This is a genomic window from Streptomyces sp. NPDC025721, from assembly GCF_055558595.1.
Map to the genome: position 1 here is coordinate 429,559 of NZ_JBVHMF010000002.1, position 14,427 is coordinate 443,985.

The 14,427-nt window shown below is 70.7% G+C and carries 10 protein-coding genes; 4 read left to right on the forward strand and 6 right to left on the reverse strand.

Going from position 1 to position 14,427, the window contains the following annotated elements; translation table 11 throughout:
• Positions 1-146: 146 nt before the first annotated feature.
• The 4 genes from ACZ4EF_RS05890 (at position 147) to ACZ4EF_RS05905 (ending at position 5,112) form a co-directional block, all read left to right on the forward strand.
• Complete coding sequence (locus tag ACZ4EF_RS05890) at positions 147-1,748, forward strand: MFS transporter (RefSeq protein ID WP_467502963.1); 1,602 nt, start codon at positions 147-149, stop codon at positions 1,746-1,748.
• The gene (locus ACZ4EF_RS05895; RefSeq protein ID WP_355334485.1) at positions 1,745-2,362 is read left to right on the forward strand and encodes a TetR/AcrR family transcriptional regulator; all 618 of its coding nucleotides are present in this window, start codon (positions 1,745-1,747) and stop codon (positions 2,360-2,362) included. The genes ACZ4EF_RS05890 and ACZ4EF_RS05895 overlap by 4 nt, the downstream gene beginning before the upstream one ends.
• Positions 2,363-2,673: 311 nt before the next feature.
• Positions 2,674-3,594 (forward strand): endonuclease/exonuclease/phosphatase family protein, encoded by a 921-nt coding sequence (locus tag ACZ4EF_RS05900; RefSeq protein WP_467503077.1) that lies wholly within the window; start codon positions 2,674-2,676, stop codon positions 3,592-3,594.
• A gap of 141 nt (positions 3,595-3,735) precedes the next feature.
• Positions 3,736-5,112 (forward strand): glycosyltransferase 87 family protein, encoded by a 1,377-nt coding sequence (locus ACZ4EF_RS05905; protein WP_355334480.1) that lies wholly within the window; start codon positions 3,736-3,738, stop codon positions 5,110-5,112.
• Here the strand turns inward: ACZ4EF_RS05905 and ACZ4EF_RS05910 are convergent.
• From ACZ4EF_RS05910 to ACZ4EF_RS05935, 6 genes are all read right to left on the reverse strand, one after another.
• Complete coding sequence (locus tag ACZ4EF_RS05910) at positions 5,018-6,508, reverse strand: N,N-dimethylformamidase beta subunit family domain-containing protein (RefSeq protein ID WP_467503079.1); 1,491 nt, start codon at positions 6,506-6,508, stop codon at positions 5,018-5,020. The two genes, ACZ4EF_RS05905 and ACZ4EF_RS05910, sit on opposite strands and share 95 nt — an antisense overlap.
• A gap of 256 nt (positions 6,509-6,764) precedes the next feature.
• Positions 6,765-8,525: an NAD+ synthase gene (locus tag ACZ4EF_RS05915; protein ID WP_467502966.1), complete on the reverse strand. Its 1,761-nt coding sequence runs from the start codon at positions 8,523-8,525 to the stop codon at positions 6,765-6,767.
• A 335-nt stretch (positions 8,526-8,860) separates the two neighbouring features.
• On the reverse strand, positions 8,861-10,498 hold the full coding sequence (locus tag ACZ4EF_RS05920; protein WP_355334474.1) for a glycoside hydrolase family 13 protein: 1,638 nt from the start codon (positions 10,496-10,498) through the stop codon (positions 8,861-8,863).
• Between the two features lie 122 nt (positions 10,499-10,620).
• On the reverse strand, positions 10,621-11,511 hold the full coding sequence (locus ACZ4EF_RS05925; RefSeq protein WP_355334473.1) for a carbohydrate ABC transporter permease: 891 nt from the start codon (positions 11,509-11,511) through the stop codon (positions 10,621-10,623).
• Between the two features lie 14 nt (positions 11,512-11,525).
• The gene (locus tag ACZ4EF_RS05930; protein ID WP_355334470.1) at positions 11,526-12,482 is read right to left on the reverse strand and encodes a carbohydrate ABC transporter permease; all 957 of its coding nucleotides are present in this window, start codon (positions 12,480-12,482) and stop codon (positions 11,526-11,528) included.
• Positions 12,483-12,565: 83 nt separating this feature from the next.
• Complete coding sequence (locus ACZ4EF_RS05935) at positions 12,566-13,978, reverse strand: ABC transporter substrate-binding protein (RefSeq protein WP_355334468.1); 1,413 nt, start codon at positions 13,976-13,978, stop codon at positions 12,566-12,568.
• Between the last annotated feature and the right edge of the window lie 449 nt (positions 13,979-14,427).

A 14,427-nucleotide genomic window follows, 5' to 3' on the forward strand; every position in this document is an offset into this window, starting at 1 on the left:
CAGTCATCTCGAGGCGCCCTGACGGCGTCCCCGGATCCCTTCCATGCTGGCACGGCTCGCCCGGTCCGGAAAGAGGGGGCACGTTTTTGCCGCCCCTTTACGATACGAGACGGGATCGTATCGAATAAGACCTTAGGCTGACCTCCATGGCCGACAACTCGATAACCGCCCCGCCGTCCCACGTGCCGGAGGCGATCCACCGCCGCCGCTGGGCGATTCTCACCGTGCTGCTGTTCAGCCTCCTCGTGGTGGTGCTGGACAACTCGATCCTCAACGTGGCGATGAAGACCATCGCCCAGCCCTCACCCACCGGCCTCGGCGCCTCGCAGAGCCAGCTCGAATGGGCGATCAACTCCTACACCCTGGTCTTCGCGGGCCTGCTGTTCACCGCCGGCCTGCTCGGCGACCGCCTCGGCCGCAAGAAGGTCCTGCTCTTCGGCATGGTCGTGTTCGGCGCCGGGTCCGCGCTGTCCGCGTTCTCCGGCTCCGCGGGCGAACTGATCGGCTACCGCGCGGTGATGGGCCTCGGCGGCGCCTTCATCATGCCCGCCACCCTGGCGATCATCATGAACGTCTTCGAGCGCAAGGAGCAGCCCAAGGCGATCGGCATCTGGACCGGCGTGGTCGGCCTCGCCATCGCCATCGGCCCGATCACCGGCGGGGCGCTGCTCGAACACTTCTGGTGGGGCTCGGTCTTCCTGATCAACGTGCCGATCGTGGTCGCCGCGCTCATCGCCATGTTCATCCTGGTGCCCGACTCGCGCGACCCGCGCCCCGGCCGCCTCGACCCGGTCGGTGTGGTGCTCTCCATCGTCGGCCTGGTCCTGCTGATCTACGGCATCATCAAGGGCGGCCAGTTCGGCGACTTCACCAAGCCCGAGGTGTGGGCCACGATCGTCGGCGGCCTCGTCGTCCTCGGCGCCTTCGTGCTGTTCGAGAAGCGCAGCGACCACCCGGCCTTCGACGTCACCTACTTCAAGGACCGCCGCTTCTCCGCCTCCGTCGCGGCCATCGGCCTGGTCTTCTTCGCCCTGATGGGCGTCACCTTCTTCATCGTCTTCTACACCCAGACCGTGCGCGGCTACAGCCCGCTCAAGACCGGTCTGCTGCTGCTCCCGCTGGCCGCCGCGCAGATGGTCTTCGCGCCGCGCGCCCGGCTGGTGGTCGACCGCTTCGGGGCGCGCGCGGTGTGCACCGCGGGCCTGACCCTCACCGCGATCTCCTTCCTCGGCTTCCTGCTGCTCGGCCAGTCCACGCCGATCTGGGTGCTGGAAGTGCTGTTCTTCCTGATGGGTACGGCGATGGCGCACGTCATGCCGCCCGCCACCGTCATGATCATGTCGTCGCTGCCGCGCGAGAAGGCGGGCTCCGGGTCCGCGGTCAACAACACCTTCCGGCAGGTCGGCGGGGCGATCGGCGTCGCGGTCCTCGGCTCGGTGCTGTCCACCGTCTACCGCAACGGCATCGACGACCACCTCGACGTCCTGCCCGCCGGCGCGCGGCACTCGGCGGGGGAGTCCATCCAGGCCACCATCGGGATCGCGGAGAAGCTCGGCCCCAAGGGCCAGTCGCTGATCCAGCCCGCGAACGACGCCTTCATCCACGCCATGCACATCACCGCCGCGTGCTCGGCGGCCGTCGCCCTGGTCGGCGCCGTCGTCACCCTGGTCTTCCTGCCCGCCAAGGAGCGGGTCGGACAGGCGCCCGACGCCGCAGCGGAGCCGGAGAAGGTGGGTGCCGAGCAGTGATCGACCCTCCCAGTACGTCGGCCGCGCGGCGCGGTCGCCCGCGCTCCGCGGCCGTCGACGGCGCGGTCATCGAGACCGTGCTGCGGCTGATCGCCGAGGGCACCTCGCTGTCCGAGCTGTCCATGGAGGGCATCGCGCGGGAGGCCGGGGTCGGCAAGGCCACGGTCTACCGCCGCTGGCCGGGCAAGGAGGCGCTGCTGATCGACGTGCTCGCCACGGTCGACTCCCACCCGCTGCCCGAACTGCCCGGCACGTCCTTCCGTGACGACCTGATCGTCGCGGTCGAGTCGATACGGCGGCGCGGTGTGGCCAAGCGGGAGTCCGCGCTGATGCGGACGATGCTGACCGAGGCGCAGAGCAGCCCCGATCTGTGGCGCTGCTACCACGACACGGTCATCGCCACCCGCCGTGAGGCGCTGGCCCAACTGCTGCGGCGCGGCATGGCCGACGGCGACATCCGGCCGGAACTGGGCAGGGACGTCGAGCTGCTGGTCGACTTCGTGACCGGACCGATGCTGGCGCGCTCCACGCTCCGGCCGGACGCCGAACTGTCGCCCGACCTCACCGAACGGCTGGTCGATCTGCTGCTCGACGGGATGCGCCCACGCGGCTGACCAGCGGCGGGGCGTACGGGAGTACACGGGGGCGCGGGGGATCTCCACCGCGCCCCCCACATATGTCCTCCGTGTCCCCGTCGTGTCACAGGTGGGGCCGATGCGGTGGGTGAAGGAACCCGCCGCACCCCGCTGTCCGTCGGTTCTCATAACGATCCCCTAAGGTCGGCAGAGCACCCGGCAAGGCAGTGAGGACCCTCATGACCCAGGCGCAGAGCGGCACGGACGCGACCACGGACGGCAGCGCCATGCCGCCCAGGAACGCCTCCGGAGCCCGCGCCCGGTTCCGTCACTGGTGGCAGCCCGACGGCATGTGGCGGCGCGGCGTCATTCTCGCCGTCGTCGCCGTCCTCGTGGCCGTCCTGCTGCTCGTGCACGCCGACCTGCCCAACCGGATCGGCAACCTCGGCAGTCTGCTGGAGACCTTCCTGCCCTGGATCGGCCTGGCGGTGCCGCTGCTGCTGGTGGCCGCCGTGCTGCGGCGCTCCACGACCGCGCTGATCGCCCTGCTGCTGCCGTCGGTGATCTGGCTCAACCTCTTCGGCGGCCTGGTCACCGACAAGACGTCCTCCGGCGGCGATCTGACGGTGCTCACCCACAATGTGAACGCCGAGAACCCGGACCCCGACGGCACCGCCAAGGACGTCATCGCGGCCGGCGCCGACATCGTCGCCCTGGAGGAACTGGCCGAGAGCCAGGCGCCCCGCTACGCCCGCGACCTCGCCGCCGCCTACCCGTACCACTCGGTGCAGGGCACGGTCGGGCTGTGGAGCAAGTACCCGCTGTCCGGGGTGCGCACGGTGGACATCAAGATGGGGTGGACCCGCGCCATGCGGGCCGCGGTGAAGACCCCGGACGGCCAGGTCGCGGTGTACGTGGCGCATCTGCCGTCCGTGCGGGTGAAGTTCAACGCCGGATTCACCGCGGGACAGCGCGACAACGCGGCCGACGCGCTCGGCCGGGCCATCGCGGGCGAGAACCTGCACAGCGTGGTGCTGCTCGGCGACCTCAACGGCACCATGAACGACCGGGCGCTGGCCTCGGTCACCTCGCAGATGCGCTCCACGCAGGGCGCGGCGGGCAACGGCTTCGGCTTCAGCTGGCCCGCGTCCTTCCCGATGGCCAGGATCGACCAGATCATGGTCAAGGGCATCGAGCCCAAGGCGTCCTGGACCCTGCCGAAGACCGGCAGCGACCACCTCCCGGTCGCTGCCCGCCTCCAGGTGCCGTAGCCCCTCCGCACACGGCTTCGCCGCCACCTCGGCGCACTCCGCCGGATGGCGCACCGAGGTGGCGGCGCGGCGGCGGTTGCGCGAGCGTGACCCGCAGGTGCTCGTCGCCGGCGCCCGGTCCGCTGCCGTGAGGGTGTCGCCATGCAAGAACCGATGTCCGCCGCCGCGCGCAGACGCGGGTGGCGTGAGTGGCTTTCCCCCGCCCGGGCCGCCGTCGCCGCCGGGTGGTGCCTGCTGTCCGTCGCGGGCGTGTGGCTGGTGCAGCGCCTGGTGCGGGTCTCGATGATCGACGTGATGGTCTACCGGGCGGCGGGCTGGACGGTACGCACCGGCGGCGACCTGTACTCGCTGCGCGCCGACGGCCTGCCGATGACGTATCCGCCGTTCGCGGGACTGCTGTTCGTCCCGCTGACCTGGCTGGACGTGGGCGCCATGCGCACCGCCGCGACCGTGGCGAATCTGCTGCTCGCGGTGGCCTTCGCCGCCCTGTCGCTGCGGCTGGTCGACCGGCGGCCGACCGTGGCGTCCGCGCTGCTCCTGACCGCGCTGGTGGTGTGGTGCGAGCCGGTCTGGGCGACCCTGCGCTACGGGCAGGTCAATCTGCTGCTCGCCGTGCTGGTGCTGGCCGACCTCACCTGCCGGGCCGACCGCAGGTGGGCGGGGGTCGGCATCGGCATCGCCGCGGGCATCAAGCTCACCCCGGTGCTGTTCGTCGCGCTGCTCGCCCTGGCCGCCTTCACCACCCGCGGGCGCGGCACCCCGTATCTGCGCCGCGCGTCGGTCGCGGCCGGGACCTTCGCGGCCACCGTCGGAGTCGCCGCGCTGGCCCTCCCGCACGACTCGGTCCGCTACTGGACCCAGGACGTCTTCTCGCCCGACCGCGCCGGTTACGCCGAAGAGGTCGCCAACCAGTCGCTGCGCGGCGTCCTGGCCCGGCTGACGCACAGCGGCGACCCCGGCACGCTCTGGCTCTGCGTCGCGCTCGCCGTCGCCCTCGCGGGACTGGCCGTCGCGGTGGGCGCGCTCACGGCCGGGGACCGGCTGCCGTTCGCCGCCGCCTGGGCCGCGGTCTCCTGCGGTGTGACGGCCCTCCTGGTCAGCCCGGTGTCGTGGACCCACCACTGGGTCTGGGCGGTGCCCATGGCTGTGCTGCTCGTCGCCGAGGGGGTACGCCGCCACGACCGGCGGTGGGTCTGGGGCGCGGCGGCGGCCGTCCTGGTGTTCTGCTCGTACGCGCTCTGGGCCCTCCCGCACGGCCGGGGACGCCCCGAACTGCGCGAGAACCCCGCCCAGATGCTCCTCGCGGCCTGCTACCCGCTGGCCGGGCTCGCCTTCCTCGCCGTCGCGGGCCGCGTGGTGACCACGGCGCTGCGTACCGAGTCCCCGCCCCCGGCCCGCGCGGCGCGCTCCCGCGGAGCCCGCCTCAGGTCCCGTACAGCCGGCTCACGTTCGCCCGCGGGGCGGGCCGGGAAGCGGCGGCCCGCCCCGCGGCGAAGCCGGTCAGCAGATTCTCCGTGACCTTGGTGACGAACGTCCGGGTGCGCTCGTCCATGCCGTGGTCGCGGCCCATCAGACCGGTGCCCGCCATCAGCCCCTCGACCCAGCGCATCGTCCCGGTGGCGAAGACGCCCGCGCCGCCGGGCACCGTGTAGTACGCCGAGTCCGAGTGGCTGGCGCGGCCGTCGCACACCAGCGGCGAGTGGGCGACGACCTCGATCGGCGCCGGAGTCGGGTAGCCGGGGTCCACCCGGTCGTACTCGACGCCGACCAGGTGCGCGAAGCGGTCGCCCCGCGCGGCGCCGGTGCCCGCGAAGAGCCAGTGGTCGGCGCTCTCCACCACGTACGGGGCGTCGGTCGGATACCCCTCGTAGATGACGCCGGTCAGCGAGGACTCGGGGTCGGGGGCGGGCCGGGCGCGGAAGTCGTTGGTCGGCTTCGCCGGGTCGCGCGCGAGGCCGGGGTCGCTCTGATAGTCGGTCTTGTAGCAGACCACGGTGCGCGGTTCGCCGCCCCGGACGGCTTCGAGGCGGATCCGCCGGAAGCAGGTGTTCGCGCCGAGGAAGACCAGATTGGTGCCCGCGTCCCGCGCCGCCGTGACGTGCGCGCGCTGCTCCGGCGTCCAGTACTCGTCGTGGCCGAGCGCCACGGCCGTGGTCGCGCCGCGCAGCACGCCGGGGTCGCGGTGGACGTCGATCCCCGTCGTGTACGCCAGCGGCAGCCCGAGCCGCTCGGCGAGGACCACCAGGGCGCGCTCGTACACCAGGAACTTCTCGGCGCCGTTCTTCGCGTACGGCCGGTCGAACGACACGGCCAGCGACCGGTCTCCGTAGCCGCCGTCCCGGCCGTTGTAGAGGCTGTAGCCGCCCCAGTCGTTGTACGCCTGCCAGGTCGCGGGCGCGTGCATGATCAGGGTCCGGCCGGTGGCCGTGGCCGAGCGGACCACGAGCGGGACGTACCGCTGATGGCCGTCGTCGGAGGTGAGCAGCAGCAGATAGGCGCCCTCGGGCCAGCCGTCGGTGGGGACGTCGAGGCCGCGCTCCCAGCCCGCCGTCACGGTCCTGGTGGACCCGGACGTCCTGGGCCCCGGCTGCCGGTGCCCCGCCGTCCGCGGCGACGTCCACACCCGTGTGGCCTGCGACCCGCCGTACCAGCCGACCCGGTAGGCGGCGACGCGGAAGCCGGGCGCGGTCGTCGACACGTACAGCCCCACGCGCTCACCGGGCCGGACGCTGACCCTGTCGGCGTACCCCTCGATCGCGTCCGGCGGTCCCAGCGAGCGGATCCGCCAGTCGTCGGTGCCCGCCCGCCGGACGGGGGCGGGGCCGCTGGTGGGGGTGCGGCGCACCGCGGCGGAGCCGCTGTCGCACCCGGCCGCCGCCGCGCCGACCACCCCGGCGACGGCCGCGTGGAGCACGCGCCGCCGGGCCGGACCGGGCGGCGCGCCGTCGTCCGCGGGACGGGCGTACGGGCCGGGCGGCGGGCCCTGGGCGCCCGGCTGGGGCGCCGGGCCCTTCGCGGCCGGGTGCTCGCGTTCGTCGTCCACTTCCGCGTCCCCTTCCCGGTGCGCCGGGCGCTGGGGCGCGGCTCGGCTCCGTCAGGACGATCCTGCGCGTGATCCGGCCGCCCGCGGCTCCGGCGCGCCGAACGCGGCGGTCACCGGGCGGTGTTGGTCAGCTCTGCTCGCCCTCGCGCCAGCGGTTGGTGATCGGCAGCCTGCGGTCCTTGCCGAAGCCCTTCGCGGAGATCTTCGTGCCCGGCGGGTACTGCCGCCGCTTGTACTCGGCGGTGTCGGTCAGCTTGAGGATACGCGTGACCAGCTCGGCGTCGAAGCCCGCCGCGATGATCGCCTCGCGGCCCTGGTCCCGGTCGACGTACATCTCCAGGACCCGGTCGAGGACGTCGTAGTCCGGCAGCGAGTCGGTGTCGACCTGGCCGGGGCGCAGCTCCGCGCTCGGCGGCTTCGCGATCGAGTTCTCCGGGATCGGCGGGGTCTCGCCGCGCGCCTCGGCGTCGGCGTTGCGCCAGCGCGCCAGCCGGAAGACGGTCGTCTTGTAGACGTCCTTGATCGGGCCGTACGCGCCGACCGAGTCGCCGTACAGCGTCGAGTACCCCACCGCCAGCTCGCTCTTGTTGCCCGGCGCGAGCACGATCTGGCCCTCCTGGTTGGAGATCCCCATCAGCGTGACGCCGCGCAGCCGCGACTGGAGGTTCTCCTCGGCGAGGCCGGTCAGCGACAGCGACGCCATGTAGGCGTCGAACATCGGGGCGATCGACACCGTACGGAGATTGAGGCCGGTCCTGCGGGCCAGCTCCGCCGCGTCGCCCTTGGAGTGGTCCGAGGAGTACGCCGACGGCATCGACACGCCGTACACGTTCGCCGCGCCGATCGCGTCGACCGCGATGGCGGCCACCAGGGCCGAGTCGATGCCGCCGGACAGACCGATCAGCACCGAGCGGAAGCCGTTCTTCTCGACGTACGCGCGCAGGCCGGTGACCAGCGCGCCGTAGATCTCGGCGTCGTCGGTCAGCCGCTCGGCCTCGCCGCCGGTGAACTCCGCCGGATACGGTTCGACCGGCGCCTCGGAGAGCGTCACATGGCGGATCTCCAGGCCGTCGGCCACCCGCCCGGACGGCGCCCGCCCGGGCGCGGCGGGCAGGTCGAGGTCGAGCAGCACGCACTCCTCGGCGAACTGCGGGGCCCGCGCGATCACCTCGCCCTCCTCGCCGACGACGATCGTGTCACCGTCGAAGACCAGCTCGTCCTGGCCGCCGACCATCGCCAGATACGCCAGCGTGCAGCCCGCCTCCCGCGCGCGCCTGCGCACCAGGTCCAGACGCGTGTCGTCCTTGTCCCGCTCGTACGGCGACGCGTTGACCGACAGCAGCAGACCGGCGCCGGCCGCGCGGGCCGCCGGGACCCGGCCGCCGTCCTGCCACAGGTCCTCGCAGATCGCCAGCGCCACGTCCACGCCCCGCACCCGGATCACCGGCATGGTGTCGCCCGGCACGAAGTACCGGAATTCGTCGAAGACCCCGTAGTTGGGCAGGTGGTGCTTGGCGAAGCGCAGCGCCACCTCACCGCCGTGCAGCACCGCCGCGCAGTTCTGCGGCGCCCCCGCGGGCTGCCCGAACCTCGGCCGCGCGTTCTCGCTGCGGCCCAGATACCCCACGACCACCGGCAGCTCGCCCAGGCCCTCGTCCGCCAGCCGCTTCGCCAGCGCCACCAGGGCCGCGCGGCTCGCGTCCACGAACGAGGCGCGCAGCGCCAGATCCTCCACCGGGTACCCGGTGAGCATCATCTCGGGAAACGCCGCCAGGTGCGCTCCGCGCGCGGACGCGTGATGGGCCCAGCGCACGACGGTCTCGGTGTTCCCGGCGATGTCGCCGACGCGGGAGTCGATCTGATTCAGGGCGAGGCGTAGTTGAGGCATGGCCTCATCTTAATCGTCAATGCGACGAGATGTCGCCCGGGGTGCCCGTGCCCAGGGGGTCGGCCCCGAAGGGGCGCGGGGAACCGCGCGGCCACCTCGCGGTGCAGGGCAGACCCCAAAGGGCGCGGGGAACCGCGCGCTCAGCCACCGTGCTCCCGCAGGTCACCACCGGCCCCCGCGGGGCGGATCGGTTGTCTCCGGGCCACCGGCCCGTTGGTGGCTGGCCGCGCGGTTCCCCGCGCCCCTCAAAAATTCGGCGTACCGCCCCGGTCAGGGAACCGGCCGGGGCCGCGCCCCGGAGAAGATCGGCTTACCGTCCTCGCAAGAAAATCGTTTCAGCGGCGCAGCCAGACGGCGGTGTCGGCGGGGATACGGCCGTCGAGGAGAGGTCCGCTGGTGAGCAGGAGCTCACTGTGCGCGGGCAGCTCCGCGGGAGTGTCGGCCAGGTTGACGACGCAGACGAACGCGTCGGTGCGGCTGAAGGCGAGGACGCCCGGGTCGGAGTCGAGCCAGTGCATGGGACCGTCGCCCAGACCGGCCTCGGCGCTGCGAATCCGCAGCGCCGCCCGGTACAGCGAGAGCATCGACGCCGGGTCGGCGGACTGGATCTCGGCGGTGCGCCCCGCCCAGTCGGCCGGCTGCGGAAGCCACGGCTCCGCCGAACCCTCGGGGCTGAAGCCGAACGGCGAGGAGTCACCGGACCAGGGCAGCGGCACACGGCAGCCGTCCCGGCCGGGGTCGGTGCCGCCGGACCGCAGGTACATCGGGTCCTGGAGCTTGGCCGCCGGAATGTCCTCGACCTCGGGCAGCCCCAGCTCCTCGCCCTGGTAGAGGTAGACGGATCCGGGCAGCGCCAGGGTCAGCAGCGCGGCGGCCCGCGCCCTGCGGGTGCCCAGCTCCAGGTCGGTCGGGATGCCGAACGCCTTGGTCGCGAAGTCGAAGCCGGTGTCGACCCGCCCGTAGCGGGTGACCGTACGCGTCACGTCGTGGTTGCACAGCACCCACGTGGCGGGCGCGCCCACCGGCTCGTGCGCGGCCAGCGTCGTCTCGATGGACTTGCGGAGCTGCTCCGGCGCCCAGGGGCAGGCGAGGAAGTCGAAGTTGAACGCGGTGTGCATCTCGTCCGGCCGCAGATAGTGCGCGAAACGCACCGCGTCCGGCAGCCACACCTCGCCGACCAGGATCCGCGTGTTGTCGTATCCGTCGGCGATCCGCCGCCAGCCGCGGTAGATCTCGTGCAGGTCGTCCCGGTCGATGTACGGGTGCGGGGCGGCCGGGTCGCTGCTCAGGTCGGGCAGCTCCGGGTCCTTGGCGACCATCGCGGCGGAGTCGATCCGTACGCCGCCCGCGCCGCGGTCGAACCAGAACCGCAGGATGTCCTCGTGCTCGGCCCGGACGTCCGGGTGGTTCCAGTTGAGGTCGGGCTGCTCGGAGTCGAAGAGGTTCAGGAACCAGTCGCCGGGCGTGCCGTCCGGGTCGGTCGTCCTCGTCCAGGCCGGGCCGCCGAACTGCGAAGGCCAGTTGTTCGGCGGCAGCTCGCCGTCGTCACCGCGGCCGGGGCGGAACCAGAAGCGGTCGCGCGCGGGCGATCCGGGACCGGCCGCCAGCGCCTCGCGGAACCACGGGTGGGCCGCCGATATGTGGTTCGGCACGATGTCGATGATCGTCCTGATGCCCAGCGCCAGGCCCTCGGAGATCAGCTTCTCGGCCTCGGCGAGCGTGCCGAAGACCGGGTCGATGTCCCGGTAGTCGGCCACGTCGTATCCGCCGTCGGCCATCGGCGACGGGTACCAGGGGTTGAACCAGAGGGCGTTGACGCCCAGCTCGGCCAGGTAGGGCAGCCGGGAACGCACCCCGGCGAGGTCTCCGGTGCCGTCGCCGTTGCTGTCGGCGAAGCTCCGCGGATAGACCTGGTAGATGACCGCGCCGCGCCACCAGTTCTCGTCGGCCTCGGGCTGAGGGGTGTCTGCCACGTCAACGTCCTTTCGGGCAGGTGGGACCCCGCCGCCGGCCCCGGAGGCGGGGATGTGGGCATAGAGGCCGGCGGCGGAGTGCTTGGGGGTGCGTTACGGAAGGCTTGCGGTCCGGTGACCCGTCAGCCCTTGAGGCTGCCCGCGGTCAGGCCGGACATGATGTTGCGCTGGAAGAGCAGGAAGATCAGCAGGGTCGGCACCGCGGAGATGGCCAGCGCGGCGATCAGCACGTTCTGCGGTACGCCCTGCGAGAGCGAGTTGATGCCGATGTTGATCGGCTGGTTCTTCGGGTCGGGCTCCACCAGCATCGGCCAGAGGAAGTCCTTCCAGACGTTGACCACCGCGAAGATCGACACGACGCCGAGGATCGGACGCGACATCGGCAGCACGATCGACCACAGCGTGCGCAGCGGCCCGGCGCCGTCGATCTTCGCCGCGGACATCAGGTCCTCGGGAATCGAGTCGAAGAATCGCTTCAGCAAGAAGATGTTGAAGCCGTTGGCCACCGTGGGCAGCCAGATCGCCCACGGGGTGCCGATCAGGTTCACGTGCAGCAGCGGCAGGTCGAGGACCGTCATGTACTGCGGCACGATCAGCACCGCCGCCGGGATCATCAGCGTGGCGAGCATCATGCCGAGGATCAGATTGCCGAGCACCGGCCGGAGCTTGGAGATCGCGTACGCCGCCGCCACGTCGAAGACGAGTTGCAGCAGCAGCGCGCCGAACGCGTAATAGAAGGTGTTGAAGAGCAGCCGGGCGATCTTCAGCTCGCTCCAGGCGTCCGAGTAGTTGCTCGCCTTCGGGTGTTTCGGGAAGAGCGTCGGCGGATTCGCCAGGACTTCCTGGGCCGACTTGAAGCCGCCGGTCACCATCCAGTAGAGCGGGCCGAGGAACACCAGGGTGAAGACCAGGATGACCAGGCTCAGCACGGTCCAGTAGACGAATTTCGCCCGCGGTCGGCTCAAAGCGGCCGACGAGATCAGGGTCCGGTTTTGCTGGGTGAACGCTGCCATGTCCGTCTTCCGTCCTAGTCGCTGTTCCGGCTCAGCCGCGCGTACACACCGGAGAATCCGGCCAGCACCAGCAGCAGGAAAAGGCCCAGCGCCGCGGCGCTTCCGAAATTGTTGTAGCGGAACGCGTACTGGTAGACCATGTACACGACCGTCGTGGTGGAGTTCTCCGGGCCGTTGCCGCCGGTCAGCAGATAGACGTTGGTGAACTCCTGCATGGTCGCCACGATCTGGAGCAGCAGCATGAGTGAGAGCACCATGCGGGTCTGCGGGATCGTGACGTGCCAGATCTTGCTGAACAGCCCGGCTCCGTCCAGGTCGGCGGCCTCGTACAGCTCGCCGGGGATGTTCTGGAGCGCGGCCAGATAGATCAGCGTGGCGCTTCCCATGCTCATCCAGGTGGCCGCGATCACCACCGAGATCATCGCCGTGTGCGACGAGTCCAGCCATGCGGAGGTCGGCAGGTGCAGGGTCTTCAGAATGTGGTTGAAGAGCCCGTACTCCGGGTTGTAGAAGTACTTGAACAGCAGCACACCGGCGACCGGCGGAAGCATCACCGGCAGGTACACCAGAATGCGCAGGTACGCCTGTGCGTGCCGCAGTTCATTGAGCAGGATCGCCACGAAGAACGGCACGATGAAGCCGATCACCAGCGCGTACACCGTGAATTGCAGGGTGTTGCGCCAGGCCGTCCAGAAATACGGGTCGTGGTAGACCTGCTTGAGATTGTCGAAGCCCACCCAGGTGGTGACACCGCGCTTGGTCTTCTGGAAGCTCATGATGAACTCGCGGACCATCGGGTACCACGAGAAGAACCCGAAGCAGAGGACCGCGCCGATCAGGAAGCCGTACGCCTGGACGTTCTGCCGGACTTTACGGCTCAGGCCGGAACGGCGCTGCGTTCCATCGGGCTGACCAACGGGACGCCCGGCGTGGCGCCTACTCGATTTCTCGGGGACGGTTGTCGCCGCCATGGGTGCTCCTCGACTGAAGTGATGCGTCGGGCCGGTACCGCTGAGCGGGGGCCGGTCGCCGGACCGGCCCCCGCGGGCTGTCGTTACTGAGAGGCGGCCAGGAGGCTGTTGACCTGGGACTCGGCAGTGGAGAGCAGCTTGGAGATGTCAGCGTTCTTGTTGGTCAGAACACCGGACATCACCGTGTCGAGCACGGTGTAGATCTTCTGGGCGTTCGGCGGCTCGGGCTTCACGGGCACCTGGGCGTCGACGTACGTCTTGAAGTTCTCGACCGGGACGGTCGCGTTCGCGGCCTTGGTGGAGTTGTCCTTCTCCTTCGACGCGCCGGTGAAGAAGAAGGGCTGCGGGAGACCGACGGGCAGGCCGTCCGTCTTGTTCCGCGGGTAGTTGAACTGGCCCTTCTCGAGGGTCAGGTACTTGAAGTTGATCCAGGCGATGCCGGCCTTGATCTGGTCCGGGGAGGCCGACTTCTTGAACATGTAGTCGGCGCCGCCGAACAGCGAGGTCTTGCCGCCGGGGATCGGGGCCATGCCGAGGTCCTCGAACTTGGCCTTGTACTGCTGGACGACCAGCGGGATGTCGTCGGGAGCGCCGACGTACATGCCGACGACGCCGGTGCCCATCGCCTTCTGGACGTCGCCCCACTCCTTGCCCGGGGTGGCGGGCATGCTGTTGTCCGTCCAGCGCATGTCGTGCAGCGTGGTCAGCAGGGTCTTGGCGCTGTCGTCGTTGAACGTCGCCTTCTTGCCGTCCTCGGACACCATGGTGCCGCCGAGGCCGTACAGCTCGGACGTGAAGTGCCAGCCGCCCTGGTTGCCGCCGGCGTTCTCGATGAAGCCGTGGATGCCCTTGCTGCCGAGCTTGTCCTCGATCTGCTTGGAGGCGGCGCGGACGCCTTCCCACGTGGTGGGCGGGTTGTTCGGGTCCAGACCGGCGTCCTTGAAGATCTTCCGGTTGTAGATCAGGCCCATCTGGTAGTTCGAGGTGGGCAGACCGTACAGCTTGCCGCCGTCCTTGAGGACGTCGAGGACACCGGGGTCGATGTCCTTGAGGTTCGGGACCGTCTTGTCGTTGACGTATTCCGTGATGTCGGCCGCCTGGCCGGCGTCCAGCACCTGCTGGAGGTCGGTCATGTACGTGTAGAACGCGTCGGTCTGGCTACCGCCCTGGAGCTGGGCGGTGAACTTGGCCGGGTCCTCGCAAGGGAACGCGTCCTTGCTGTTGACCGTGACGTTCGGGTACGTCTTGTTGAACTCGGCGACGTCGTCGATCCACTGCTGGCGCTCGGCCTTCTTCGTGGTCGGCGGCTCACAGTCGACCGTGATCGACACCTTGGTCTTCGGGTCCAAGGGGGTGCCGGCGCTGCTGGAGCTGCTGCTGGCCTTCGTTCCCGGGTCATCCTTCTTGTCGTCGCTGCTGGAACACGCGGCAGCGGACAATCCGATGCCCGCGACCAGCGCGACCGCCACCAGTCTGCGGTAGCCGATTCTGCTCATGTTCAAAACCCTTTCCCCTGAACCACTGCGCGTCGTTGGACTGCGATCTGGGACCCCCGCGGCACATGGTGCACGTGATGCTCGGCGCAGTTGCACGCCGCCGTTTCGGGTTGGCTCAACGTACTTAACCCGATAGATGTCCGCAAGATGTCGCGCGAATTTCGCAAAGACACGACTTGGTTACGACGTCGGACGGCTCGCAAGTGGAAGCGGGGTCACCGGCCGTGTGCTCGCGGACGGCCCGTGACGGCCCCTCCGCGGGCCCGGCGCGGGCCGGGCCGGAGGGGGTGCCCACGGGCCCGGGAGGGTCGCCCGGCGGGCCCCAGGCGGCCGCGGCCGGCGGGTCGCCGGGGGAGCGGACGGCGGGGGGGGGGGGGGGGGGGGGGGGGGGGGGGGCGTGGGTTGAAGTCGGCTGGGTGCGGCGTGCTTGGGCAGGCTTAAGCATGGGC

Bases quoted from the DNA above. Each gene is read 5' to 3' on its own strand.
- ACZ4EF_RS05935 (WP_355334468.1), bottom strand. From the start codon at position 13,978: ATGAGCAGAATCGGCTACCGCAGACTGGTGGCGGTCGCGCTGGTCGCG.
- ACZ4EF_RS05915 (WP_467502966.1), bottom strand. From the start codon at position 8,525: ATGCCTCAACTACGCCTCGCCCTGAATCAGATCGACTCCCGCGTCGGC.
- ACZ4EF_RS05905 (WP_355334480.1), top strand. From the start codon at position 3,736: ATGCAAGAACCGATGTCCGCCGCCGCGCGCAGACGCGGGTGGCGTGAG.
- ACZ4EF_RS05930 (WP_355334470.1), bottom strand. From the start codon at position 12,482: ATGGCGGCGACAACCGTCCCCGAGAAATCGAGTAGGCGCCACGCCGGG.
- ACZ4EF_RS05925 (WP_355334473.1), bottom strand. From the start codon at position 11,511: ATGGCAGCGTTCACCCAGCAAAACCGGACCCTGATCTCGTCGGCCGCT.
- ACZ4EF_RS05900 (WP_467503077.1), top strand. From the start codon at position 2,674: ATGTGGCGGCGCGGCGTCATTCTCGCCGTCGTCGCCGTCCTCGTGGCC.
- ACZ4EF_RS05890 (WP_467502963.1), top strand. From the start codon at position 147: ATGGCCGACAACTCGATAACCGCCCCGCCGTCCCACGTGCCGGAGGCG.